We start from the raw sequence: 24,405 nt of genomic DNA, 5'->3' as shown, positions 1-24,405 counted from the left end.
CAATTAGCTCACAACAATGATTAACGTAACCAGTTAGTTTTCACTAATTGCACAACTTCATCACCACGCCCACTCATGATCGCCTTCAGCATATACAGACTAAAGCCTTTAGCTTCTTGCGCTTCAATTTCTGGCGGCATAGACAGTTCTTGCTTCGCGGTCAATACATCCACGACTACCGGACCGTCATGGGCGAAAGCCTCTTTTAATGCGCTATCCAAATCTTCACTTTTCTCAACACGAATACCTTTAATACCTGCTGCATTAGCAATCGCAGCAAAGTTTGGATTCTGTAAATCGGTGCCTGCCGTCATAAAGCCAGCCACTTTCATCTCCATCGCAACAAAGCCCAAGACTCCGTTGTTATGAATAATAATTTTCACTGGCAATTTCATTTGTGATAGTGAAATAAAATCCCCCATCAGCATACTGAAACCACCATCACCACACATAGCAACAACTTGGCGATTTTTATCAACCGCTTGCGCACCTATTGCTTGTGGCATCGCGTTTGCCATCGAACCGTGGTTAAACGAACCAATCAAGCGACGTTTACCGTTCATCTTCAGGTAACGAGCAGCCCACACGGTTGGCGTTCCTACATCACACGTAAAGATAGCATCATCGTTTGCCAGCTCACTTAGCTTCGTTGCTAAGTATTGCGGGTGGATTAGCCCTTCATGACCAGGTTTTGCTAAATCATCTAACCCTTTACGTGCTTCCGCATAATGTTTCAACGCGCCATCTAAATGCTTACGATTCTGTTTTGCCGTCAAATGCGGCTGTAATGCGGTTAATGTTGCTTTAATGTCTCCGATTAACCCCATATCAATATGGCAATGGGAGCCCAAACTTCCTGCATTCAGGTCAATTTGAATGATTTTTGCATCAGTTGGGTAAAATGGGCGGTATGGAAATTGGGTACCCAGTAGCACAACCGTATCTGCATTCATCATCGCATGATAACCCGATGAGAATCCAATTAAACCAGTCATTCCCACGCTGTTTGGGTTGTCCCACTCAATGTGCTCTTTTCCACGTAAGGCGTGCACCACAGGTGCATTTAATGTTTCAGCCAGTTTCACGACTTCATCATGAGCGCCCGCACAGCCATTACCGCAGAATAAGGTAATATTTTCAGATTGATTCAGTGCTTCTGCGAGTTTTTCAATTTCAGAGCGCTGAGGCATGATCAAAGGAGCTTGTGGCTGATACCACTCTTCTTTTGCCGATTCTGGTGCATCTTTCAGGGCGATATCCCCCGGAATAACAACAACGGAAACGCCTTTATTCAGGATCGCTTTACGCATTGCAATACCCAGAACTTGTTGAATTTGTTCAGGGTTAGTCACCATTTCACAATAATGGCTGCATTCACGGAACAGCTCAGTTGGGTGAGTTTCTTGGAAATAATTACTGCCAATTTCACTAGAAGGAATATGAGCCGCAATCGCTAAAACTGGTACACGGTTACGATGACAATCATACAATCCATTGATTAAATGCATGTTTCCTGGTCCACAAGAACCTGCGCATACCGCTAAGTTACCCGTTAGCTGCGCTTCTGCACCCGCTGCGAATGCCGCCACTTCTTCATGACGGGTCCCTAACCACTCAATTGCCCCTTGTTTACGCAAGCTATCCGTTAAACCGTTTAATGAGTCCCCTGTCACTCCCCAGATGCGCTTAACACCTGCGTTATCCAGTACTTTCGCAATATATGATGCAATACTCTGTTTTTTCATAATGGCACTCTTTTTAAGTCGGATTAAATTCAGTTTATTCTTGTTAACCACGACATATTTAACAAGCGATGCTGCTCTTAAAATACTTCCCGTAATATTCTTTCGATTCTAACTAAATCAATTCACCATTCCTACCGATGCGATGCATTCAAAAACAGAACAAGATATTCCTCCGCGAATATCGAAAGAAGAATGAGATAACAGGACAAATTTAAGGTCGTAAAAAGAGGGTTAGTTTCAGTTATGAACACCCCACCAAAATCCCATTTATTTTGCGCGCATCGAAAATCATAAATCCCTTTATATTTTCCAAAGAACGATTCCGAATTGATAACCTGCACCTAACGTCCAAAATAAGACAATATCTTCATCACGGAGTAAATTCTTTTTCTGGTGGCAATAATAAGCAATGAATGGACTGGTTGCCCCCGTATAACCATATTCATCCGCAATATACTCTATTTTTTCATTAGGAATATTTAATGTTTCTGCCAATTTTTCAATATTGCTTTTCATTACCTGAGAAAAGAAAAAACAACTTATATCATCAATAGTTAATCCATTATTTTTTAATAATTTGTCAATATGATGAATAACATGAGGCAAGCACTCTTTTGTTGTAAATTTACCCCAGTAAATTTTCTCATCTTGCATATTTTGGCTTTGTGAAAAACCATTCTTAGGAAAGCGGGTCTCCCGGCAAAAATTCGAATCCGTATAATAAAAGCTATCCATCAAACCAGAGTTTGTCTCGTTTTGTACTTTTTCTAATGTCATCGCAACTGCTGCATCTCCAAAGAGAATCGATGGAAATAGCTCATTTTGATTACACAGATTTGAAAGATGATCCGAGGCAACAATAAGGGCTTTTTTAGCTGTTTTTTTCATCTTTAGCATGATTGCCGCCTGCTCTAACGCCATTAGCATTCCGAGGCAATTACCGTTAATATCAATACATACACACTCATTTTTTAAGGCTAAATGATGATGTAAATAGAGGGCATTAAGTGGTGACAAATATTCCATCGTCGTTGAGGCAAATATCAAAATATCGATATCTTTATCACTCATAGGGGCTAATGCATTAATTGACATCGTCAGCACATTTTCATCAGGCTGGCTCGTGATATATCGCTGCCTCTGCCCAAAATCATTCAATAATTCCGGTAAATTTTTTACATTTGGATACTTATCAAAATAATATTGGTTGTTCCTAATATTTTCAGGATGGTAGATATGAATAGATGAAATTTTTATTGCCTCATTCATTGCATTTCCCTTATCTGTATTAGTTTACCCCATGGTATAACCCACCGATTAATAAAAAACAATCAACACAAACCACCGCATTTTACATTTTGTCGATATTATTGTATTATTGAATGATATTTGACTATCTAAAGGTGATATTTTTGCTTTATTTTAAAAACACAATAACTCAATATTTCCCTATCAATACACTTCGTTATAAAAATTTGATATAGCTTACTCAACAAGCTTATTAATCAATAAATTTCCATTCAATTAGTTTAGATACTGCATTTAATTATCCATACTAATTTTTATTATTTGCAGACTGTCCGAGCAAATCGGATCGGGAAACCCACATCTTACAATTCAAATAAGAGGATGGTTCCATGAAGATCAGAAAGAAAAAAGAAAAACCATTAAATATCAACGATATTACGATCATTGATGACGGGAAATTGAAAAAAGCAATCACAGCGGCTTCGCTGGGTAATGCGATGGAATGGTTCGACTTCGGTGTGTACGGCTTCTTAGCCTATGTACTGGGTCAAGTCTTCTTTCCGGACGCATCACCGAGCGTTCAGATGATTGCGGCATTAGCCACCTTTTCCGTACCTTTCTTAGTTAGACCCCTTGGTGGCGTTGTTTTCGGTATTCTCGGGGATAAATACGGTCGACAAAAAGTATTGTCCATGACCATTATTATTATGGCAATCAGTACCTTCTGTATCGGTCTGATCCCCTCATATGAGAAAATTGGTATCTGGGCGCCTATCTTATTACTGCTCGCTAAACTGGCTCAAGGTTTCTCCGTTGGGGGTGAATATTCGGGTGCAGCCATCTTTGTTGCTGAATACTCCCCTGACCGCAAACGTGGCTTTATGGGCAGCTGGTTAGACTTCGGTTCCATTGCTGGTTTTGTGATGGGTGCGGGTGTCGTGGTGTTAATTTCAAGCCTTGTTGGTGAAGCTAACTTCCACGATTGGGGTTGGAGAATCCCATTCTTCTTAGCGTTACCACTGGGTATTATCGGTCTCTATTTACGTCATTCATTGGAAGAAACCCCTGCGTTCCAACAGCACATTGAAAGTTTAGAACAGCAAGACAAGGCCAATATCCAAAATCCACCGAAAGTTTCTTTCCGTGAGGTTGCATCTAAGTATTGGAAAAGTTTGATGATTTGTGTCGGTTTAGTGATCGCCACCAACGTGACGTACTATATGCTGCTCACCTATATGCCAAGCTACTTGTCCCATAACCTGAATTACTCAACCGATCACGGCGTGTTGATTATTATTGCGATTATGATTGGCATGTTATTTGTTCAGCCAATCATTGGATTAACCAGCGATAAAATCGGTCGTCGACCTTTTGTTATCATCGGTAGCGTAGGGCTGATTGTATTCGCTTATCCCGCATTTATGCTGATTAACAGCGGCTCCGTTGGCTTAATCTTTGTGGGTTTATTAGTGCTTGCTGTATTACTCAACTGTTTTACTGGGGTGATGGCTTCGATTTTACCGGCAATTTTCCCTACTCATATTCGTTATAGTGCATTGGCCATCGCCTTTAATATTTCGGTCTTAATCGCAGGTGCAACACCGACTGCCGCCGCATGGCTAGTTGAAGCGACTAATGACTTGTATATGCCAGCCTATTATCTGATAGTGATCGCATTAATTGGTCTATATACCGGTATTAGAATGCCAGAAACCGCGAATAAACCATTACGTGGTGCCACACCTGCCGCTTCAGACAGAGCGGAAGCCAAAGAAATTTTAAGCGAGCATTTTGACAATATCGAACAGAAAGTTGAAGATATCGAACAACAAATTGCCGAGCTGGAAAAACAGCGTCAATCGTTAATCAACCAGCACCCAAAATTAGATTAATCCTTAAAAAACAGCGAGGAAAGCGATGTCGGTTTGTCACTTAGTTTGGTTTCGCAACGATCTACGAGTCACCGACAATAAAGCGCTTACCTTCGCTTGTGAGGATCCTACTGCCACTGTGATCGGCGTCTATATTGCGACGCCAGAACAGTGGGCAGCTCATAATGTATCACCAAGGCAAATTGCCTTTTTGCATCAAAACCTTGTCGAGCTACAACACACTTTAGCAAAACGAGGTATTCCCCTGATTTGCCATACCACAGCGACCTTTGCGGATTCCGTGAAATGGTTGCTGAATTTTGCCCAACAGCAAAATGCCACAGGATTATATTTCAATCACCAATACGAGTTAAATGAGCGTTTGCGGGATGAACAGTTACGCCAGCAAGCGCAGCATCTGAATATTTTCACCTATGATGATGCCCTATTACTTCCGCCGGGTTCAGTGACGACGCAAAAAGGGGATATGTATCAAGTCTATACCCCATTTCGCCGCGCCTTTTTGAGCCAATTGATGATGAGTGATTTCTGCTCATTTCCCGCCCCTAAACCACGGGGAGCGGCATTAGCCGTTGAAAATACACATCCACTTTTTGTTCACCAATCTGTTGAAATTTCACCGCAATTTACCGCTGGAGAACACGCTGCATTAGCGAAATTACGACAATTTTGCAGCGAGCGCGTACAAGATTACCAACGCGACCGAGATATTCCCGCCATTGATGGTACTAGCCAATTATCCCCCTATTTAGCGCTTGGGGTGCTTTCGCCTCGCCAATGTGTGAATCGCTTATTAGCAGAGAACCCACAGGTTTTTGACTCACAAGAAAGTGGTGGTTTTAGCTGGCTGAATGAATTAATTTGGCGAGAATTTTACAGCCATCTATTGGTCGCATTTCCGCGTCTTTGTCGCCATCAACCGTTTATTGAATGGACGCAGCATATTCAATGGAATCCCGATGAAACAGCCTTAACCGCATGGAAAAACGGGCAAACGGGCTACCCCATTGTGGATGCCGCCATGCGCCAACTCAACCAAACGGGCTGGATGCATAATCGACTACGGATGATTGTAGCGAGTTTTTTAGTCAAAGATTTGCTGGTCGACTGGCGCAAAGGCGAACACTACTTTATGAGCCAGTTAATCGATGGCACTTTGGCGGCGAACAATGGCGGCTGGCAGTGGTCAGCTTCAACGGGTGTTGATGCCTCGCCGTGGTTCCGTATTTTTAATCCAACCACCCAAGGGAAAAAATTCGACCCACAAGGGACGTTTATCCGCGAGTGGCTGCCCGAACTTCGCGATGTCCCCGAGAAATTTATTCACGACCCCCATACATGGGCAGAATCTCACCAAGTCTCTCTGAATTATCCAACCCCGATTGTTGACCATAAACAGGCACGATTGATGACGTTGGAAGCATTTGAGGCAGGGAAGCGAAAGAGCATAAAAAAATGAGTTCATCATTTACTAAAATGCCATTCACTCCTACATCTTAATGTGGTTAATTAAAAACCTTAATACGCGTTCGAACGAAGTTTAAATGACTGTAAAACCCGATCCCAAATTTCAACCATTTGATCATCCGCATAATGAACAACCTTACTGGTCGAATGCATCAATATACTCACAGAAGGGTGTAAATAACCGATGTTTTTTTCATTCGCATAATATTGAAAATAATAAAATTTATCGGATTGATTATCATAACGAGGGTCTCGACCTAAAGTTAACCACTCTTCACCCGCCACGTTATTAAACTGTACGTTTCCTTTTCGTAACGTTTTACCCCCATATTGAGAGAGAACAGATTTAATTTCATCCGCCCTATCCAACATACTTTCCTTTTCACTTTCTATCGTATTATCCATATCGACAGCCCAATAGAATTGCGGGTTTTCAAAAACCATCGAAATTTCTTCTTGGTGCGATTTTCCATCATCCTGAATAAAACCATAAGGAATACAGATCCCTTTATCCGTCGGAATTTCATTCTTTGGACGACCATGTAAACGAGAGATTAATGATTGCATGGCTGCTAGTTTTTGAGGCTTATCGGTAAATGGTTTATTTTCTTCCTTATATTCTAATTGTTCATCTACATATTTTGATTTGGAAACATCTTCAAATTTTGAAGTTATAATAAAAGCAACATTATCAATGTATACGTTAGCCTCTAAAACACGAAGTACATCTGGATATTGGTACGCCTCATTCCTTTCAAAAATAACGCCATTATCCAATCTAATAATATCTTTCAAAAACGGTCCATCAGAATCATCACTTACGCGATGTTTTTTCAACTCTTCTTCACGCAGATCAACACGTTGTTTAAACGAAGGGGGATAAATAAACTGACTTTCAATCGTCATATCATCAATTTTAATAATGGAAGAAAGATTTTGTGTTAAAGATTTAGGATAATTAAAGGTATAACGCCCTAAACAATAGGTCGGTGCATCATCAAATAGAGTATTAATCACAGCAGAATCCTTTTCATTAAGTGAAGTTGAATACGTTTTATTCGGCACAGAGCACGCCGCTAAACTCGCCAATAAGACCAAACCGGAAATACTCACCAATCCTTTTTTCATTAGGGTTTCACCTCATCCGTTTGCAAGATACGACACAGGGAACGCAAGGTAAATTTAATGGCAGGGGAAACATCCCCTGTTTTTTCATACGAATCAAACTCCGCATCCCCTTTTAGAGGTGCAAACTGATAAGCGTTTTGATGGTCAACATTCATTTCTAAAATTTCTTTAAACAGGTCTTTTCTATCTAAATTGATGGAATATCTAGGCACAGTGCCATCACCGGCACCTCCCTCATAATCCAATGAGTGCGTCTTTTTCCACTTATCGCTGGATTTGAGTAACGTATATTCACGCTTATTCCCATAAATATCAGTAGAACGGCTATCATCAGACACCCATAACCAAGAAGTTTTATCGCGTAATTTCCACGTCACCGTTTCATCTGAACGACGACCATCTTTCGGGTCATTCACATCAAAATACGCCCCGTAAAATTGGTAAGTATTCGCATGATATTGCCCGTCCATTTCTTTAATAAATTTACGAACTGTATATCTCATTATTTTTTTGTATTTATCAAAATTTGTTTTTATATCATCATCTTTTTTATCCAAAATATCGGGCTCGTACATTTGCCACCAAACCTTACCCTTAAGATAGATCTCTTTAAATGGGTCTCCATTTTGCGGTAATAACAAATCAGTCACGCCATCAGAACTACCTTTTTCAATTCGCAGCCACGGTTTCCCATGATTATATTTCGGAGAAGGTAAGAGTTGCAGAGGTGCTGGAGATTGCGCTAATACCGACATGAGACGCGTTGCACTCATTCCCAGCACTAACCCCATCGGCATGGAGTGCTCCCCAATTTTCATCATTTTGTAGGCAGTTGGCGAACCTAAGTCCGGCATCACACCATGCACAATCCCCAGTATTTTATCTTTGTAGGGCGTTTCTAATAATTCGGAAGCGTAACGGGATACCAAGCCCCCCATCGAATGGGTCACTAGAATGACTTTTTCATGCCCTTCTTCAAAGGCGAGTCCATGCCCAATTCCTCCATTCTGTTTAGGGCGGTATAAATTTAAGACCTCATCAATGTATTTGCCGAGCTCTTGTGCAGACTGAGCGTTGTCTTGTAGCCAGTTATAACCAAAAGCATGAAGTGGAAGCAGCAAATTACGGTATTTTCCCGCTTCACGAAATGAAAGGGGGTTGGTATCCACTGGCGTGAGGGGTCGATCTAAAATGAACTTGAACGTTGATTCTTGAGAAAAATAGGCCTCGGCTTCATCTGCCGTCGCGCATCCCTGACCTTTCGCTTTATTGTAATACTGTTCCCAAACCAGTAATTCTTTCTGTAACTTGTCGAGTGGGTCTGCATACGAAAACTGCAATACACTTCCCCATCCTCTTTTCTGTCTTGAATTGACAAAGTAAGTAGACTCGTTGTCATTTTTATCAACATCCTGAGTAGGGTCAGTTTCAGTTGTTTCAGGATCGAGTAATTTTTTCCTTTTATTTCCAGAGGTAAAAAGCCAACCGAGCGCATCCCAAGCCATACCACCTGTACTTTTTCGAATACGCCAGATTGATTTTTTATCTTTTTTACTTCGTAAGTTAGATCCCATAATGCCAGGTAAAAAAATAACCGGAACCACTTTAGTTGAAGGGAGATAACAATGCGCTTTGGCATTTTCAGATTGGTGTTTTAGCTGTAAGTCTTTCCAAACAGCACATTTGTTGTCATCAAATTCAGCGAAACAATGCTGAATATTTTCGCTTTGTTCATCCTGACTCATAAGACATCCTTAAAATTTAGGTTATGTAACGGAGCATAACTCAAATAATAAGGAACAACATTAGGAAAATGGGACAAATGCCTCGATTAACGTAATGAAACAAAGTTCATTCCCCCCAACCCCCAATTTGATCAATCCTAAATAAAAATTACTGGTTATGATAACCAGACAACAACAATAGGAGGCAATAATAATGCAGGTGATTTTACAGGTTGATTTCCCATACCAAGGTCCATGGGGTGACGAGATGGCGGCGGCAATGGAAGGATTAGCGCAATCCATTAACCAAGAACCGGGGTTCATTTGGAAGATTTGGACTGAAAACCAACAGACCCAACGGGCGGGGGGCATTTACTTATTTGCTAACCAAGCCGATGCACAAGCGTATCTCGAAATGCACAGCGCACGACTCAAATCCTTTGGTGTACCTGAAGTAAGCGGGCAAATTTTTAGTGTGAATACCGCACTCAGCCAGCTGAACCAAGCGCAATTTATTCAAAAATAGTTTCAATAGAGAGGGCATTTTTGCCCTCTCTTATCCCGTTAAAATTTACTCAGCAAAATCGAATCCATCGACATCCACAGATTGATGAATAACGCGGGCAATAAAAATAAATGGGGTTTGGGGCATGTAATAAATGGAATGTTTTTTAAACTCAAATCGCCTCATCCCTTCACATACCCAATGGCACTCTTTGCCTATCCATGGTGAGTTTGCCAGTAACTCAAACGTTTTTTTTAATTCATTGTGGTATTTTTTCGCCTGATTAACACCAAACTGCCGTATTGTGTAACGAGCAATTTGATAAATATCCTCTTCCGCAACTTGGGAAAGTTTATACATTTAAATCCTTTTCTGCTCTGGCAAAAATGTCATCCATACTGCTTTCACTCTCAGGTGAATTCAGTCCATCCAATACCATTTTTCTTACATATTCAAGCCGTTGCTCTCTCTCTTCCATCATACGTAATGCGTCCCTTATCACTTCTGATGTATTGCCATAGCGACCAGACTGGATCATATCACCAATAAAACGGTTGAAGTGCTCCCCCAATGTCACACTTGTCACTCTCGCCATAAATTCACCTACCATCGAATGGTATTATTCAGTCATACAACTATAGCAATGAATTTCTGTTGCTTCCAGCCAGTGAAAACTGAGAGGGCATTTTTGCCCTCTCTTATGACTCAGCCCTCTCCCACAGCATCAAAAATCCCCGTGGCGGCGCTCCACCAGCGTTAAAATACTGTATAGCGCCACGATATCATTATGCTGATTAAACACTTGGACATCCCACTCGATAACCCCATTAGGCTTATCTTCGGCTTTTTTCTGGGCTTTTTTGATCTTTTTCTTGCATGTTAAGCGCACTTGGATGGTATCGCCAATTTTTACTGGCTCGATAAAACGCAAGTTTTCCATCCCGTAGTTAGCGATAACAGGACCTACTCCTGCATCCACAAACAGCCCCGCCGCCGCTGATACCACAAAATAGCCGTGAGCAATGCGCTCGCCAAACATCGACTGCTCAGCGCCGAGTTTATCCACATGCACATAGAAATTATCCCCACTGAGACAAGCAAAATTCACAATATCCGCCTCAGTCACCGTGCGTCTCGCGGTCAGTAGCGTATCGCCAATCACTAACTCTTCGAAATATTTACGGAACGGATGCACCACATCGGCAATAGCTTCAGCGCCGCGCATCCACTGCTTGCTAATCGCGGTCAACATAGATGGGCTGCCTTGAATCGCAGTGCGTTGCATATAATGTTTTACTGCTCGTAAACCACCCAGCTCTTCACCTCCCCCAGCCCGACCAGGTCCACCGTGAACCAACATAGGCAAAGGCGAGCCATGCCCCGTAGACTCCGTTGATGCCGCCTCATTCAAAATCAGCATACGACCATGTACACGCGCTGCTGCACGGATCACCGTCTGTGCCACTTGGCTATCTGCCGTAATCAATGAGCCCACTAAGCTCCCACCACCGAGCGCTGCCAATTGCACCGCTTGCTCTAACTCGTCATAGCTCATTAATGTCGCCACGGGACCAAACGCCTCGGTTTCGTGTACTGCTTGATGCACAAATGGCTCAGCACAATACAGCAATGTCGGTGGGAAAAACGCCCCTTTCTCGCTATCGCCCCCCACCACCTGCATATTAGCAAAGCTACCACCGCACAGTCGTTCACAGCCATTGGCGAGCAGATAATTGACTTTGTCCTGTACATCTTGGCGCTGTTCAAGGTTAATCAATGCCCCCATTCGAACCCCTTCAGCAGCAGGGTCACCCACCGCGACATTCGAGATGCGTTTTAGGAGGGCATTTTTCACATTTTCCAACTGAGTTTTAGGGACGATAATTCGGCGAATTGCAGTACATTTTTGCCCTGCCTTTGTCGTCATTTCATTAACCACTTCTTTGATAAACAGTGCAAATTCAGGTTGTTCAGGCTGAACGTCTGAACCTAAAATGGCACAGTTTAGTGAATCCGCTTCCATGGTAAAAGACACTGACTTTTGGTTGATTCGTGGGTGAGATTTGAGTTTCTGCCCAGTACTCGCCGACCCCGTAAAAGTCACCACATCTTCGAAATCTAAGTGGTTAAACATATCCCCAACGCCGCCACAAATTAATTGAATCGCCCCTTCAGGAACCAATCCACTCTCAAGTATCAATGCCACCATTGCTTGAGTCACTTGTGCAGAAGCGGTGGCAGGTTTGATGATGGCAGGCATCCCCGCTAACCACGTTGGCGCCAATTTTTCTAACATACCCCAGCACGGAAAGTTGAACGCATTGATGTGCAAAGCCACGCCACGGCGCGACGTTAAAATATGGCGTGCGACAAACTGCCCTTGCTTGGACAGCGGAATCATCTCATCTTCCGACCACACCGTATCATCTGGCAGTTCGCGGCTCGCCAGCCCTGCATAGGAAAATAGCGTGCCAATCCCCCCTTCAATATCCACCCAACTGTCTGATTTTGTTGCGCCTGTCTGAGCAGAGATAGCATATAACTCATTTTTATGAGCAAGTAAGTATCTGGCAACGGCTTTCAGCATCTCTCCACGCTGTTGGAATGTCAGATTCGCAAGCGCCTTCCCCCCCACGTCACGCCCATATTGTAGGCTTTGCGCTAAAGGTAATTCCTCAGTTGTCACTGCATAGAGGGCTTCATTGGTTAACGCATGAAAAATCTTACGCCCTTCCCCAGCGCCAGTTGCCCACTTCCCCATGATGTAACTTGTTAAATGTTGCATATTCCATCTCCAGAAAACGACAATAAACCATATCAATATGTTAAATATGTATCATATAAACAATCATAGATGCCAATTTAAATTTAACAAATAAAACACAAATAGACTTAATCCTAGGTATTATCAGCGTAATCAAGGAAAAACATATCATTTTATCAAGTTGATTTAATTGAATATAATTTAATTACTTGTGAGGTCACTCGCAAAAACCCTACAAACATCATTGATCTTATTGTTAACTATTCCTAGCATTAATGTTAAATAAATGTGTTCCATATTTTTTAATTAAAAATATTTTTGCGAATCACTTTAATGGTGGATAACAATGAGCAAGCAAAATCAAATCCTCTTCGATGCCAAAATCGAAGCCGATATCGCCATCGAGCCCAAAGATTGGATGCCCGATGCATACAGACAAAACCTCATTCGCCAGATTGGACAGCACGCCCACTCGGAAGTCATTGGCATGCTACCGGAAGCCAACTGGCTCACTCGCGCGCCAACCTTGCGTCGTAAGACCGTTCTACTGGCAAAAATTCAAGATGAAGCGGGACATGGTTTATACCTCTACAGTGCCGCAGAAACCTTAGGATGCTCCCGCCAAGACATCTACCAAAAGATGCTGGATGAAAAAATGAAATACTCCTCCATTTTCAACTATCCCACCCTTAGCTGGGCTGATATCGGAGTGATTGGTTGGTTAGTTGATGGTGCAGCAATCGTCAACCAAGTGGCACTCTGCCGAGCCTCTTATGGACCTTATGCCCGTGCGATGGTGAAGATTTGCAAAGAAGAGAGTTTTCACCAACGCCAAGGTTATGAAGCTGTCATGGCACTAGCAGAAGGTACTCACGAGCAAAAAGTCATGCTGCAAGATGCAATCAACCGATTTTGGTGGCCCGTATTAATGATGTTTGGTCCCAACGATTCAGATTCCACTCATAGTGCGCAAAGCATGGCATGGAAAATCAAACGCTTTAGTAACGATGAGCTCCGCCAAAAATTTGTGGATAACACCGTGCCACAGGTGGAAGCCCTCGGCATGACCATCCCTGACCCTGATTTGCATTGGGATGACGCACTCGGTCACTACCGGTTTGGTGAGATTGACTGGGAAGAGTTCTACCAAGTGCTGAAAGGCCAAGGGATCTGTAACCAAGAACGCCTTGATGCTAAGCGCAAAGGTTGGGAAGACGGAGCATGGGTACGAGAAGGTGCGATGGCACACAGCCAAAAGCAGACAGCTATCAAATCCGCCGCCTAGCCGCTAAAAGGAAAACACCATGAATAATCAAGATTGGCCACTGTATGAAGTATTTGTACGCAGCAAACAAGGTCTCGCTCATCGTCATGTCGGTAGCCTACACGCTACAGACGATCAAATGGCGCTAGAGAATGCCCGTGATGTTTACACCCGCCGCAGTGAAGGTTGCTCCATTTGGGTCGTCAAAGCTGCCCATTTGGTCGCATCTCAACCGGATGAAAAAGATCAATTTTTTGACCCTGCGGATAGCAAGGTTTACCGCCACCCGACCTTTTACACCATCCCTGATGGCATCAAAAACATGTAAGGAGCTTGAAATGACCGAAAAACAGCAGCTCCACCATTATGTTTTACGCCTCGGAGACACTCCACTGATTCTGGCACAGCGCCTGTGCGAGTGGTGCGGTCACGCCCCTGAAATCGAAATTGACCTTGCGCTGTCCAACATCGGCTTAGATTTACTGGGGCAAGCGCGCAATTTCCTCAGCTATGCCGCGGAACTCAAAGGTGCTGGTAATAACGAAGATACGCTTGCCTATCTACGCGATGAACGTGAATTCAGTAACTTGCTGTTAGTTGAACAACCTAACGACGGTTTCAATGATACCCTCGTGCGCCAATTTTTTATCGATGCTTATCATGTGCCTCTGTATCGCGCACTCACCCAAAGTAGCGATCCACAGCTGGCCGCTATTGCTGAAAAATCACTCAAAGAAGCGTTGTACCACTTGCGCTTTAGCCGCGGCTGGATGATTCGTTTAGGGGATGGCACCCCATTGAGCCAACAAAAAATCCAGCAATCCGTCGATCGCTTGTGGCGCTTTACGGGCGAGTTGTTTCATGCCGATGACATTGAAATCACCTTAAGTGATGCTGGTATCGCCGTCGACCCCCGTGCACTGCAAGACATTTGGCTAAATACCGTAAATGAAACCTTTGAAACCGCCACTCTCAGCCTACCTGAGCAAGCTGCTTATCGATTAGGTGGCAAACAAGGCAGCCACACTGAGCACCTCGGTTTAATTCTCACGCAGCTGCAATTTGTCCAACGTGCCTACCCTCATAGCCAGTGGTGACAATCATGGAACAGAGAATGCAACTTCAATCTCCCGATATTCATCAGATCTGGCAGCAGCTTCAGCAGATCCCTGATCCTGAATTGCCTGCTCTGTCTATTACTGATCTTGGCATGGTTCGCCATGTGATACCCACCGAGCAAGGCTGGCAAGTCGGGTTTACCCCAACCTACTCTGGCTGCCCTGCTACCGAATTTTTAATCAATGAAATCAAAGAGGTTCTTGATAACGCAGGTTTCCAGCATGTGAATGTTGACGTGATTTTAACACCAGCATGGACCACGGACTGGATGAGTCAAGATGCGAAAAGGCGCTTACGCGAATTTGGGATTGCTCCTCCGCAAGGTGTTGCTTGTGAACACCCTGAGCATACCGACACGATTTGCTGCCCTCGTTGCAACAGCGAACAGACAGAAAAGATTAGCGAGTTCGGCTCCACCGCTTGCAAAGCACTGTATCGCTGCAATGAATGCTTAGAACCGTTTGATTACTTTAAATGTATTTAAGGGCACACTCATGACTGTCTTTCACCGTTTAAGTATTGCCGCTATTGACCGTGACACGCCAGATACCGTGGCGGTCACTTTTCATATTCCTGAACTATTGCGGGAGCAATACCGTTATCGCCCTGGTCAGCATTTAACGTTAAAAGCCGCGATTAATGGTGAGAACCTCCGCCGCTGTTATTCTATTTGCAGTGCACCTGATGAAAATGAACTCAAAATTGGTGTTAAAGCTATCTATGAAGGCCGGTTTTCTAACTTTATCAACCAACAACTGAATGTTGGCGATAGCTTAGAGGTGATGGTTCCTCAAGGGCAATTCGGGTATCAACCAGATAGCCAGCAAAATGGGGACTATTTAGCGGTTGCCGCTGGCTCTGGTATTACTCCGCTGTTATCGATTATCAAAGCCACTTTACAAACCGAGACAGACAGCCACTTTGTGCTGATTTACGGTAATCGCACTAGCCGCTCGGTCATGTTTAAAGAAGCCATAGCGGATTTAAAAAACCGCTTTGCCACCCGCTTTCAAGTGCTGTACCTATTCAGCCAAGAGCCACAAGAAAGCGCATTGCTCAGTGGGCGTATTGATGCTCAGCAGCTCACTGCATTGGGAAAATCCCTACTCAACTTTAACCAATTCAACCGCGCTTTTATTTGTGGTCCTGAATCCATGATGGATGAAGTACAAACCACGCTCGTTCACCACGGTATGGCGCAAGAACGTGTACATACCGAACGTTTTAACACCACAGGGGCAAAATTTAAGCCCAGCGTCGTCACCAGCGAAAGCCGCCAAGTTACCCTCCAGTTAGATGGACGTATCTTAAACATCGATATGGATGGGCAAGATGACAGCATCCTTGATGCCGCATTACGCCAAGGTGCCGACCTACCTTATGCCTGCAAAGGCGGTGTTTGCGCAACCTGTAAATGCAAACTGCGCTCAGGTGAGGTGGAAATGGGTGTGAATTACAGCCTCGAACCCGACCAAATTGCCGCAGGTTATATCCTCAGTTGCCAGTCATGGCCTAAGGGGGATGGTGTGGTTTTGGACTTTGATGTGTAAGGGCGCACCATGGAAAATAATTGGATTTTATCGCAACAACATCACCGCGTTTTGACACTGACGATTAATCGCCCCGATGTGCGCAATGCATTGAGTACACCGTGCCTTGAGTTACTGGTTAAACATCTTGAACATGCGCAAATCGATGACAATATCGGCGCTATCGTCATCACGGGCAACCCGCGTTTCTTTGCAGCAGGGGCTGATCTTAAAGAACTTCAGCAGCAAACCGTTGCCAGCGCTATCACGGATAAACGCCCACAAGTTTGGCGTCGTTTTGCGCAAATTACGAAGCCTATCATTTGTGCCGCCAACGGCTACGCGTTAGGCGCGGGGTTCGAATTGCTGCTTGCCAGCGACATCATTATTGCGGGGGAATCCGCACGTTTTGGTCTGCCTGAAATTACCCTTGGGCTGATCCCCGGAGCCGGCGGAACCCAGCGTCTTATCCGCGCAGTGGGTAAGTCCCTCGCCATGCAAATGGTACTGACGGGAGAAACCATTAGTGCTCAACAAGCGCAACAAGCCGGACTCATCAGCGAAGTGTGTGTGGACGCTCTCACTCTCGAACGTGCTCAAACCATCGCCAAACGCATTGCAGGGCATGCGCCTTTAGCCGTAAACGCCGCCAAAGCTGCGCTAGTGAGCGCCCAAGAATCTCACCTGACCGAAGGCTTAAAACTGGAGCGCCAATACTTTGTCAGCCTTGCGGGTACTGACGATCGCCAAGAGGGGATCGCCGCCTTTTTCGAAAAACGATCCCCGCAATTTACAGGACGCTAATCATGATAAATGACACCACTCTCACCGAAGAGATGATCCTTACCTCACTGCAAGATGGCGTATTAACGATTACGTTGAATCGCCCTGAGCGCCTCAATAGCTTTAACGACGAGATGCATCGACAATTGAGCGCAGCGATTAAAATCGCCGAACAAGACGAAAGCGTCCGTTGCTTAGTGATCACCGGAGCGGGTCGCGGTTTCTGCGCGGGGCAAGATCTTAACGATCGCAATGTCGCCGTCGGATCCGAAGCCCCTGATCTGGGCTTTTCCGTCGAAACTTACTACAACCCGCTGATCCGCCGTTTAACATCATTACCGAAACCCATTATTTGTGCTGTTAACGGTGTTGCTGCGGGTGCAGGTGCCGCCATTGCCCTTGCAGGGGATATTGTCATCGCCGCAAAAAATGCCAGTTTTATTCAATCATTCTGCCGGCTTGGGTTAGTGCCAGACTCGGGTGGAAGCTGGTTCTTGCCGCAACTTGTGGGTCGTGCTCGTGCCATGGGAATGGCAATGCTGGGAGACAAAATTAGCGCCGAACAAGCACTACAATGGGGCATGATTTGGCAAGTCACTGACCATGATCAGCTTGCTGCTACCGTCAATAATCTCGCCAAACACCTTGCAATTCAGCCAACTTATGGATTGGGGTTAATCAAGAAAGCCATTCATAGCGCAGCCACCAATACCCTCGATCAGCAACTGGATTTAGAGCGTGATTTACAGCGTTTAGGTGGTCGTAGCCACGATTACCGTGAGGGCGTAGATGCATTCTTAAACAAACGCGAACCGACGTTCCAAGGGAAATAGCCATGACGGTACCTTCAAGTTTATCCCTACAAAACGTTGCCGTTATTGGTGCAGGCACCATGGGGATTGGCATTGCGCAAGTTGCCGCAAATGCGGGTCTACACGTGCAACTTTTCGATGTGAATGCTCAGGTATTGCAGCAATCTGTTACCGCACTCACGGTGCGCTTACGCAAACGGGTTGAACAAGGAAAAGCGGATGCAAAAAGCACAGAAGAAACCTTGAGCCGCCTCCATGTGGTCAACAATCTTGCTGCGCTAACATCTGCTGACTTAGTGATTGAAGCCGTGGCAGAAAAATTGTCAGTCAAGCAGGCTATCTTTAGTGAACTTGAAGGCATTTGCCGCGAAAACACTATTTTTGCAAGCAATACATCATCTTTATCGATTACCGCCATCGCCAGTGTACTTAAGCGCCCTGAGCGCATGGCTGGCTTGCATTTTTTTAACCCTGCGCCTGTGATGAAACTGGTTGAAGTGATCAGAGGGTTAGATACTGCCGAAAATGTCATTGAATGCCTAAAAAAGCTGACGCTTGCGTTTAATAAGATCCCCGTTATTTGTCGCTCAACACCGGGGTTTATTGTGAATCGTGTGGCAAGACCCTTCTATGCGGAAACATTGCGAGCGTTGGAGGAGCAAGTCGGTACACCCGCTACATTAGACAGTGTTATTCGTGATGCAGGGGGCTTTTCAATGGGACCTTTGCAACTGACGGATTTAATCGGGCATGACGTCAATTATGCGGTGACAGAATCCGTGTTTCAGGCATTTGGCTATGACCCGCGCTTTCAGACTTCCTTTGCGCAATTAGCACTGGTACAAGCGGGTTATTTAGGGCGTAAATCGGGTCGCGGGTTTTACCCTTATTCTTCCGATAATCATGATGATCATAATAAATCGTCATCTGAGATTGAAGTGGCTCCTACTGTCGTACTGTCACACCCGCTTAACGTGAAAGCCTTCGGAAATTGGCAAATATTTCCTGAACTTAAGCAACTTTTGCAGCAAAACGGGATCAGCATCGAAGAAGCTGAACAAAAAACACGCCAACCTCCATCACTGGTTGTTAATGACGTTATTATTATGTTAACAAATGGTGAACTTACATCCACACTTGCGCAAAAGCTTAAGCAACCCGTCGTGCAATTTGACTTATCCGCCAACTATGTTGCGGCAACCACGATAGTTATCAGTTGCGCGACACAAAATAGCCACCAGCAAAACCAAGATGCCATTGCCTTTTTTCAATCCATTGGTAAGCGCGTCATTGTGCTGCCAGATTACCCAGCACTCTTAACCTTACGCACCGTTGCAATGCTCTGCAATGAAGCGCTGGATGTGGTGAACAAAGGGATCGCTAGCGCCCAAGATAGTGATTTGGCGATGCGCTTTGGGGTTAACTACCCAAAAGGTCCTTTAGCATGGGGAGCACAAATTGGTTGGGCGCATATTTTGCAAACGCTTGAGCATTTAGCCCATTTCTATGGCGATGGGCGCTATCGCCCTAATCCATTACTGCGCCAGCTCGCTGCCGGTTTTCAGTCATTATCATTGGAGGCATTACCATGAATTCACTGCCTAACATCACCCTCGCTCAGCAAGCTGCTCATGCTATGTACCGTGATGACACGTGTGCTAAAGCGATGGGAATGGTGATTGAAGAAGTCGCCAATGGCTATGCGCAACTCACCATGGTAGTCACGCACAATATGCTCAACGGACATAAAACCTGCCATGGCGGACAGTTATTCAGTCTAGCGGATACGGCTTTTGCTTACGCGTGTAATAGTCAAGGTTATGCCGCCGTTGCCTCTATGTGTTCCATCGATTTTTTACGTCCCGGTTTTGAAGGGGACACCCTCACCGCTATCGCCAAAATGCAACACCAAGGCAAACGTAGCGGACTATATGAAGTGGAGATCATCAATCAAGATGGCAAACCACTTGCGCTGTTTCAAGGTCGTTCCCACCGTCTAGGTCATCGTTTAGTTGGAGAAGCATCATGAATGACGCCTACATTTGCGATGGTATTCGCACCCCGATTGGTCGCTATGGTGGCGCTTTATCTTCTTTGCGTCCCGATGACCTCTCCGCCATTACGCTCAAAGCACTGATGGTACGTAACCCACAATTGGACTGGAGCCTAACCGATGACATTATCCTCGGATGCGCCAACCAAGCGGGTGAAGATAATCGCAATATTGCACGAATGGCAGGTTTACTTTCCGGCTTACCCATTTCTGTTTCAGGCACCACGATCAACCGTCTATGCGGTTCAGGCTTAGATGCCATCGCCCTTGCCGCACGTAGCATCAAAGCAGGTGAATCTGGCTTGATGATCGCAGGCGGTGTGGAGTCGATGAGCCGCGCCCCATTTGTCATGGGAAAACAAGACGCGGCGTTTTCTCGCCAAGCCCAAATGTTTGATACCACAATTGGCTGGCGGTTTATCAATCCGCTGATGGAGCAACAATTCTCCACCGACTCGATGCCTGAAACTGCTGAAAACGTCGCGCAGACCTACAATATCAGCCGAGAAGACCAAGATGCATTTGCGCTGCGCAGTCAGCAACGTACCGAAGTCGCGCGTCTCAACGGTGTGTTTGCCGAAGAAATTGTGCCAGTCACCGTGAAGCAGCGCAAAGCCGAGCAACAGGTTACGGAAGACGAACATCCACGCCCTGAAACCACGCCCGAGCAGCTACAAAAACTGAAAACACCCTTTCGTGAAAATGGCAGTGTCACCGCAGGTAACGCCTCTGGTGTCAATGATGGCGCAGCTGCGCTGATCATCGCCTCAGAAAATGTCGCTAAGCAGCAAGGATTAACACCACGCGCACGCGTGATAGCAACCGCAACCTGTGGTGTCGAACCGCGTTTAATGGGGATTGGTCCCCTACCTGCCACCCAAAAAGTATTGAAAATGGCAGGACTGACTATCGAACAAATGGATGTGATTGAGCTAAACGAAGCCTTTGCCGCTCAAGCACTCGCTGTTTTACGGGGTTTAGGTCTTCCTGATGATGCACCGCAGGTAAACCCTAATGGGGGCGCTATCTCCTTGGGTCATCCACTCGGTATGAGTGGGTCTCGCTTGGTGATTTCCGCCATGAATGAGCTGCACCGTAAGCAAGGTCGCTACGGGTTATGCACGATGTGCATCGGTGTGGGTCAAGGCATTGCAATGATTATTGAACGTGTCTGAATAACAAGAAAACCGCCGAGTTACCCTACACCTGCTCAGGCGGATAACAGACCTTTTGAACGGCATTTGTCACCTAAGTGCAGATAGCAATAATAATAAGGATTGGCAATTATGAGCATGACACAACATAACCGTCTTGATACAACAAAAAGTCTCGATCCAAGAGAAAATATCGACCCGATCGAGTTTGCTTCTCGCGATGAGATCGAGGCACTGCAATTCTCGCGAATGAAGTGGACACTCACTCACGCATACGAAAATGTGCCAATGTACCGCAAAAAATTCGATGCCGCGGGCGTACACCCTGACGATTTTAAACAGCTTAGTGATATCGAAAAATTTCCCTATACCACTAAGCAAGATTTACGTGAAAACTACCCATTCGACACCTTTGCTGTGCCAATGGACCAAATTACCCGCATTCACGCCTCTTCCGGGACGACGGGGCGCCCAACCGTAGTGGGTTATACCCAGCAAGATATTGATAATTGGGCAGACTTAATTGCACGTAGCCTACGATCTGCTGGCGCTACCCGAGGTGACAAAGTCCACGTTGCTTATGGCTATGGATTATTCACAGGCGGATTAGGGGCGCACTATGGCGCAGAACGCCTTGGTGCGGCGGTTATTCCGATGTCTGGTGGTCAAACCGAGAAACAAGCACAATTAATTGTCGATTTTAAACCTGACATCATCATGGTTACCCCATCTTACTGCCTCAGTATCATTGATGAACTTGAGAAAATCATGGGTGGAGATGCTAGTAAGTGCTCACTAAGGATCGGGGTCTTTGGTGCGGAACCTTGGACCGAATCACTGAGAGCCGAAATTGAAACGCGCTTAGGAATCAAAGCGTTAGATATTTATGGTTTATCTGAAGTCATGGGACCTGGCGTTGCCATGGAATGCGCAGACTCAAGTGAAAGCGGTCCTACCATCTGGGAAGACCATTTTTACCCTGAAATTATCTGCCCTAATACCCTAAAAACCCTCGGTGATGGAGAGCATGGTGAGTTAGTGTTCACTACCCTGACAAAAGAAGCCATGCCAGTGATCCGCTACCGAACCCGCGACCTTACCCACCTAAAAGCAGGGGAAAATCGCCAGATGCGCAGCATCGGTAAAATCACAGGTCGCTCCGATGACATGATGATTATCCGGGGCGTTAACGTATTCCCTTCACAAATTGAAGAGCAAATCATGCAATTCAAAGAGTTATCGCCACACTACCAATTGGAAATAGGTCGCAAAGGCAATATGGATAACCTCTCTGTTCGCGTCGAGTTAAAACACCCTGATCAACTCACATTCGACGAACGTTGTAATATCTGCCATAACCTCAAACACCGCATCAAATCCATGGTAGGGATCAGTACCCGTGTCAGTATCGTCAATTGTGGTGATATTCCCCGCTCGCAGGGCAAAGCTCAACGAGTGATTGATACACGAATTGCCATTTAATTTTAAAGGATTAGGCATATTCATCAAGAATGCGCCTAATCCCTGGTTTCCCTACTGTACTCACACTCTTTAGCGTGAAAACAAGACAACCCTCTCGTTTTTGTCTAAGATTTGCAAAGTATCTGATACATAAATTTTAGGGATAAGCCCATAATGGAAACCAAACTCACCCAGTTTATACAGCATGCTATCGGCAACCAATCGATCAGCGGAACCTCGCTGATCAGCTCTTTATATGGTGACGCCCTACACCATCGGGGTGGCGAAGTCTGGCTCGGCAGCTTAACCAAATTGCTTGAACCTATGGGTTTTTCTGACCGCTTTGTTCGTACTTCGGTCTTCCGTTTGCAAAAGGAAGGCTGGCTAGATGTTGAAAAAATGGGACGTCGCAGCTACTACCGCATATCAGAGCGTGGGCAAAACCGCTTCCGTCGAGCTGAGAACAAAATCTACCTCAGCGAACAACCTGAGTGGGATGGAAAATGGGATTTACTGTTGTTGGATAGTGCCGATAAAGACGAAAAAATCCGTCTTAAAAAAGAATTTAGCTGGTTAGGCTTTGGGCAATTTAACAGTGGATTAATGGCTGCACCGAGTCGAACACAAAGCGATATTCCTGCCTTATTGGGAGAACTGAACGCCGCTGAACACGTGATTTACTTCCGAGCAGATTATCCGTTTAACCGCTCAGAAAAGAACTTAAAAGGGTTGGTTTTTAATGCGTGGTCACTCCCCGATATTTCAGAGCATTATCACCAATTTATCGACTTGTTCCGCCCAGTGGCACTCTTGCTAAAAGAGCATGCTGAACACGTTATTTCCCCAGAATTATGTTTCCAACTACGCTTATTACTGATCCATTTTTATCGACGCGTCGTATTGAAAGACCCATTGCTCCCAGATGAGTTACTACCAACTCAGTGGGAAGGGCACATTGCGCGCCACTTATGTACCAATATCTACCAACGTATCGACCAAGGTGCTACTCAATACGTCACCGAGATGTGTGAAACCACCGTGGGCGAGCTGCCACAACCGTCTAGCGCCTATTACCGCCGTTTTGGCGGTATTATTCGGGATCTGGTCGCCGCATAATCACTTTGCTAGAGGAGCCACAATGCCATTTTATCAAATTGATGGAATTACCCCTGTTGTCAGTCCAGAAAGCTTTGTCCATCCCACCGCTGTAATCATCGGTGATGTGATCATTGGTAAACGAGTTTATATTGGACCCAATGCCAGTCTGCGTGGGGATTTTGGACGCTTGATCATTAAAGATGGAGCGAATGTGCAGGATAACTGTGTGATGCATGGTTTTCCGCAATTCGATACCATCATCGAAGAAGATGGGCACATTGGTCACGGTGCTATTTTGCATGGCTGCCATATCAAACGTAATGCGCTCGTCGGCATGAACAGTGTCATCATGGATGGTGCAGTTGTTGGCGAAAATTCGATTGTTGGGGCTTGCGCATTTATCAAAGCCGATGCGCAATTTCCTGATAACAGTTTAATTGTGGGTACACCAGCCAAAGTGCTGCGCAATCTTTCAGAGCAAGAAATTGAATGGAAAAGTAAAGGCACACTGGATTACCAAGCGTTAGTTACCCGCTGCCTAAATACTTTCCAAGAAGTGACACCACTTGCGGAAGAAGAGCCGAACCGTCCAAAACTGGTATTTGACGATATCATTCCAAAATCCAGATTGTAAAACTATTCCGTAAAAGATAGGGCGC

The 24,405-nt window shown here is 45.1% G+C and carries 23 protein-coding genes; 16 read left to right on the top strand and 7 right to left on the bottom strand.

All coding sequences use genetic code 11. From position 1 onward, the window contains the following. Window positions 1–20 precede the first annotated feature (20 nt). Both poxB and PR795_RS09105 read right to left on the bottom strand, forming a co-directional pair. The gene (poxB, locus tag PR795_RS09110; RefSeq protein ID WP_036959612.1) at window positions 21–1,745 is read right to left on the bottom strand and encodes a ubiquinone-dependent pyruvate dehydrogenase; all 1,725 of its coding nucleotides are present in this window, start codon (window positions 1,743–1,745) and stop codon (window positions 21–23) included. 300 nt (window positions 1,746–2,045) lie between these two features. Then, window positions 2,046–3,014: a 3-oxoacyl-ACP synthase III family protein gene (locus PR795_RS09105; protein ID WP_006663113.1), complete on the bottom strand. Its 969-nt coding sequence runs from the start codon at window positions 3,012–3,014 to the stop codon at window positions 2,046–2,048. A 368-nt stretch (window positions 3,015–3,382) separates the two neighbouring features. On the opposite strand from PR795_RS09105, the gene proP reads away from it, so the two are divergent. Beyond that, window positions 3,383–4,885: a glycine betaine/L-proline transporter ProP gene (proP, locus tag PR795_RS09100; protein ID WP_006659676.1), complete on the top strand. Its 1,503-nt coding sequence runs from the start codon at window positions 3,383–3,385 to the stop codon at window positions 4,883–4,885. Between the two features lie 25 nt (window positions 4,886–4,910). Then, on the top strand, window positions 4,911–6,344 hold the full coding sequence (gene phrB, locus PR795_RS09095; protein ID WP_181480480.1) for a deoxyribodipyrimidine photo-lyase: 1,434 nt from the start codon (window positions 4,911–4,913) through the stop codon (window positions 6,342–6,344). A gap of 59 nt (window positions 6,345–6,403) precedes the next feature. On the opposite strand, the gene PR795_RS09090 is transcribed toward phrB, so the two are convergent. Both PR795_RS09090 and PR795_RS09085 read right to left on the bottom strand, forming a co-directional pair. After that, window positions 6,404–7,480: a T6SS immunity protein Tli4 family protein gene (locus PR795_RS09090; protein WP_036974171.1), complete on the bottom strand. Its 1,077-nt coding sequence runs from the start codon at window positions 7,478–7,480 to the stop codon at window positions 6,404–6,406. Next, window positions 7,480–9,225, bottom strand: a complete 1,746-nt coding sequence (locus tag PR795_RS09085) for a lipase family alpha/beta hydrolase (protein ID WP_006663116.1) — start codon at window positions 9,223–9,225, stop codon at window positions 7,480–7,482. Before PR795_RS09085 ends, PR795_RS09090 begins: the two co-directional genes overlap by 1 nt. Window positions 9,226–9,418: 193 nt before the next feature. Between PR795_RS09085 and PR795_RS09080 the strand changes: the two genes are divergently transcribed. Further along, window positions 9,419–9,730 (top strand): monooxygenase, encoded by a 312-nt coding sequence (locus PR795_RS09080; protein ID WP_036966425.1) that lies wholly within the window; start codon window positions 9,419–9,421, stop codon window positions 9,728–9,730. A 45-nt stretch (window positions 9,731–9,775) separates the two neighbouring features. Here PR795_RS09080 and PR795_RS09075 read toward each other — a convergent pair whose 3' ends face one another. The 3 genes from PR795_RS09075 to paaZ form a co-directional block, all read right to left on the bottom strand. Continuing rightward, on the bottom strand, window positions 9,776–10,069 hold the full coding sequence (locus tag PR795_RS09075; RefSeq protein ID WP_006659681.1) for a type II toxin-antitoxin system RelE/ParE family toxin: 294 nt from the start codon (window positions 10,067–10,069) through the stop codon (window positions 9,776–9,778). Then, window positions 10,062–10,304 carry a type II toxin-antitoxin system ParD family antitoxin gene (locus PR795_RS09070; RefSeq protein ID WP_006663118.1) on the bottom strand — a complete coding sequence of 81 codons (243 nt, stop codon included), beginning with the start codon at window positions 10,302–10,304 and terminating at the stop codon, window positions 10,062–10,064. Before PR795_RS09070 ends, PR795_RS09075 begins: the two co-directional genes overlap by 8 nt. Before the next feature lie 129 nt (window positions 10,305–10,433). After that, window positions 10,434–12,494, bottom strand: coding sequence for a phenylacetic acid degradation bifunctional protein PaaZ (gene paaZ, locus PR795_RS09065; protein WP_181480479.1), 2,061 nt, complete (start codon window positions 12,492–12,494; stop codon window positions 10,434–10,436). A 325-nt stretch (window positions 12,495–12,819) separates the two neighbouring features. Between paaZ and paaA the strand changes: the two genes are divergently transcribed. The 13 genes from paaA (at window position 12,820) to paaY (ending at window position 24,380) form a co-directional block, all read left to right on the top strand. Beyond that, window positions 12,820–13,758: a 1,2-phenylacetyl-CoA epoxidase subunit PaaA gene (gene paaA, locus PR795_RS09060; RefSeq protein ID WP_006663120.1), complete on the top strand. Its 939-nt coding sequence runs from the start codon at window positions 12,820–12,822 to the stop codon at window positions 13,756–13,758. Between the two features lie 19 nt (window positions 13,759–13,777). Beyond that, window positions 13,778–14,065 (top strand): 1,2-phenylacetyl-CoA epoxidase subunit PaaB, encoded by a 288-nt coding sequence (gene paaB, locus PR795_RS09055; RefSeq protein ID WP_006659685.1) that lies wholly within the window; start codon window positions 13,778–13,780, stop codon window positions 14,063–14,065. Window positions 14,066–14,075: 10 nt separating this feature from the next. Further along, entirely contained in the window at window positions 14,076–14,834 is a 759-nt protein-coding gene (gene paaC, locus PR795_RS09050; protein WP_232373752.1) for a 1,2-phenylacetyl-CoA epoxidase subunit PaaC, read from the top strand. 5 nt (window positions 14,835–14,839) lie between these two features. Continuing rightward, window positions 14,840–15,340 (top strand): 1,2-phenylacetyl-CoA epoxidase subunit PaaD, encoded by a 501-nt coding sequence (gene paaD, locus PR795_RS09045; RefSeq protein ID WP_006659687.1) that lies wholly within the window; start codon window positions 14,840–14,842, stop codon window positions 15,338–15,340. Window positions 15,341–15,350: 10 nt separating this feature from the next. Next, window positions 15,351–16,406: a 1,2-phenylacetyl-CoA epoxidase subunit PaaE gene (paaE, locus tag PR795_RS09040; protein WP_006663124.1), complete on the top strand. Its 1,056-nt coding sequence runs from the start codon at window positions 15,351–15,353 to the stop codon at window positions 16,404–16,406. Between the two features lie 9 nt (window positions 16,407–16,415). Then, the gene (paaF, locus tag PR795_RS09035; protein WP_181480476.1) at window positions 16,416–17,189 is read left to right on the top strand and encodes a 2,3-dehydroadipyl-CoA hydratase PaaF; all 774 of its coding nucleotides are present in this window, start codon (window positions 16,416–16,418) and stop codon (window positions 17,187–17,189) included. 2 nt (window positions 17,190–17,191) lie between these two features. Next, a complete protein-coding gene (gene paaG / locus PR795_RS09030; protein WP_154601631.1) occupies window positions 17,192–18,001 on the top strand; it encodes a 2-(1,2-epoxy-1,2-dihydrophenyl)acetyl-CoA isomerase PaaG in 810 nt (269 codons plus the stop codon). Between the two features lie 2 nt (window positions 18,002–18,003). Beyond that, on the top strand, window positions 18,004–19,572 hold the full coding sequence (locus PR795_RS09025) for a 3-hydroxyacyl-CoA dehydrogenase (RefSeq protein WP_181480475.1): 1,569 nt from the start codon (window positions 18,004–18,006) through the stop codon (window positions 19,570–19,572). Then, window positions 19,569–20,009, top strand: a complete 441-nt coding sequence (gene paaI / locus PR795_RS09020; RefSeq protein WP_006663128.1) for a hydroxyphenylacetyl-CoA thioesterase PaaI — start codon at window positions 19,569–19,571, stop codon at window positions 20,007–20,009. Before PR795_RS09025 ends, paaI begins: the two co-directional genes overlap by 4 nt. Beyond that, window positions 20,006–21,208 (top strand): 3-oxoadipyl-CoA thiolase, encoded by a 1,203-nt coding sequence (gene pcaF, locus PR795_RS09015; protein WP_006663129.1) that lies wholly within the window; start codon window positions 20,006–20,008, stop codon window positions 21,206–21,208. The genes paaI and pcaF overlap by 4 nt, the downstream gene beginning before the upstream one ends. Window positions 21,209–21,319: 111 nt before the next feature. Beyond that, the gene (paaK, locus tag PR795_RS09010; RefSeq protein WP_006659694.1) at window positions 21,320–22,669 is read left to right on the top strand and encodes a phenylacetate--CoA ligase PaaK; all 1,350 of its coding nucleotides are present in this window, start codon (window positions 21,320–21,322) and stop codon (window positions 22,667–22,669) included. Window positions 22,670–22,822: 153 nt separating this feature from the next. Next, the gene (gene paaX / locus PR795_RS09005; protein ID WP_006663130.1) at window positions 22,823–23,764 is read left to right on the top strand and encodes a phenylacetic acid degradation operon negative regulatory protein PaaX; all 942 of its coding nucleotides are present in this window, start codon (window positions 22,823–22,825) and stop codon (window positions 23,762–23,764) included. 22 nt (window positions 23,765–23,786) lie between these two features. Continuing rightward, complete coding sequence (gene paaY / locus PR795_RS09000; RefSeq protein ID WP_006659697.1) at window positions 23,787–24,380, top strand: phenylacetic acid degradation protein PaaY; 594 nt, start codon at window positions 23,787–23,789, stop codon at window positions 24,378–24,380. Window positions 24,381–24,405: the final 25 nt, after the last annotated feature.

Origin of the sequence: Providencia sp. PROV209, from assembly GCF_028479485.1 — a bacterium.
Lineage (GTDB): Bacteria > Pseudomonadota > Gammaproteobacteria > Enterobacterales > Enterobacteriaceae > Providencia > Providencia alcalifaciens.
Note: the sequence above shows the minus strand (reverse complement) of the source record. Positions and strands in the feature narration are given on the sequence as shown.

Excerpts from the sequence above, each read along its gene's own strand:
- paaA (WP_006663120.1), top strand. The coding sequence starts at position 12,820 with ATGAGCAAGCAAAATCAAATCCTCTTCGATGCCAAAATCGAAGCCGAT.
- paaB (WP_006659685.1), top strand. The coding sequence starts at position 13,778 with ATGAATAATCAAGATTGGCCACTGTATGAAGTATTTGTACGCAGCAAA.
- paaY (WP_006659697.1), top strand. The coding sequence starts at position 23,787 with ATGCCATTTTATCAAATTGATGGAATTACCCCTGTTGTCAGTCCAGAA.
- PR795_RS09025 (WP_181480475.1), top strand. The coding sequence starts at position 18,004 with ATGACGGTACCTTCAAGTTTATCCCTACAAAACGTTGCCGTTATTGGT.
- PR795_RS09090 (WP_036974171.1), bottom strand. The coding sequence starts at position 7,480 with ATGAAAAAAGGATTGGTGAGTATTTCCGGTTTGGTCTTATTGGCGAGT.
- PR795_RS09105 (WP_006663113.1), bottom strand. The coding sequence starts at position 3,014 with ATGAATGAGGCAATAAAAATTTCATCTATTCATATCTACCATCCTGAA.
- paaI (WP_006663128.1), top strand. The coding sequence starts at position 19,569 with ATGAATTCACTGCCTAACATCACCCTCGCTCAGCAAGCTGCTCATGCT.
- pcaF (WP_006663129.1), top strand. The coding sequence starts at position 20,006 with ATGAATGACGCCTACATTTGCGATGGTATTCGCACCCCGATTGGTCGC.
- PR795_RS09085 (WP_006663116.1), bottom strand. The coding sequence starts at position 9,225 with ATGAGTCAGGATGAACAAAGCGAAAATATTCAGCATTGTTTCGCTGAA.
- PR795_RS09080 (WP_036966425.1), top strand. The coding sequence starts at position 9,419 with ATGCAGGTGATTTTACAGGTTGATTTCCCATACCAAGGTCCATGGGGT.
- PR795_RS09070 (WP_006663118.1), bottom strand. The coding sequence starts at position 10,304 with ATGGCGAGAGTGACAAGTGTGACATTGGGGGAGCACTTCAACCGTTTT.
- paaX (WP_006663130.1), top strand. The coding sequence starts at position 22,823 with ATGGAAACCAAACTCACCCAGTTTATACAGCATGCTATCGGCAACCAA.
- paaD (WP_006659687.1), top strand. The coding sequence starts at position 14,840 with ATGGAACAGAGAATGCAACTTCAATCTCCCGATATTCATCAGATCTGG.
- poxB (WP_036959612.1), bottom strand. The coding sequence starts at position 1,745 with ATGAAAAAACAGAGTATTGCATCATATATTGCGAAAGTACTGGATAAC.
- PR795_RS09075 (WP_006659681.1), bottom strand. The coding sequence starts at position 10,069 with ATGTATAAACTTTCCCAAGTTGCGGAAGAGGATATTTATCAAATTGCT.
- paaC (WP_232373752.1), top strand. The coding sequence starts at position 14,076 with ATGACCGAAAAACAGCAGCTCCACCATTATGTTTTACGCCTCGGAGAC.
- phrB (WP_181480480.1), top strand. The coding sequence starts at position 4,911 with ATGTCGGTTTGTCACTTAGTTTGGTTTCGCAACGATCTACGAGTCACC.
- paaF (WP_181480476.1), top strand. The coding sequence starts at position 16,416 with ATGGAAAATAATTGGATTTTATCGCAACAACATCACCGCGTTTTGACA.
- paaE (WP_006663124.1), top strand. The coding sequence starts at position 15,351 with ATGACTGTCTTTCACCGTTTAAGTATTGCCGCTATTGACCGTGACACG.
- paaG (WP_154601631.1), top strand. The coding sequence starts at position 17,192 with ATGATAAATGACACCACTCTCACCGAAGAGATGATCCTTACCTCACTG.
- paaK (WP_006659694.1), top strand. The coding sequence starts at position 21,320 with ATGAGCATGACACAACATAACCGTCTTGATACAACAAAAAGTCTCGAT.
- paaZ (WP_181480479.1), bottom strand. The coding sequence starts at position 12,494 with ATGCAACATTTAACAAGTTACATCATGGGGAAGTGGGCAACTGGCGCT.
- proP (WP_006659676.1), top strand. The coding sequence starts at position 3,383 with ATGAAGATCAGAAAGAAAAAAGAAAAACCATTAAATATCAACGATATT.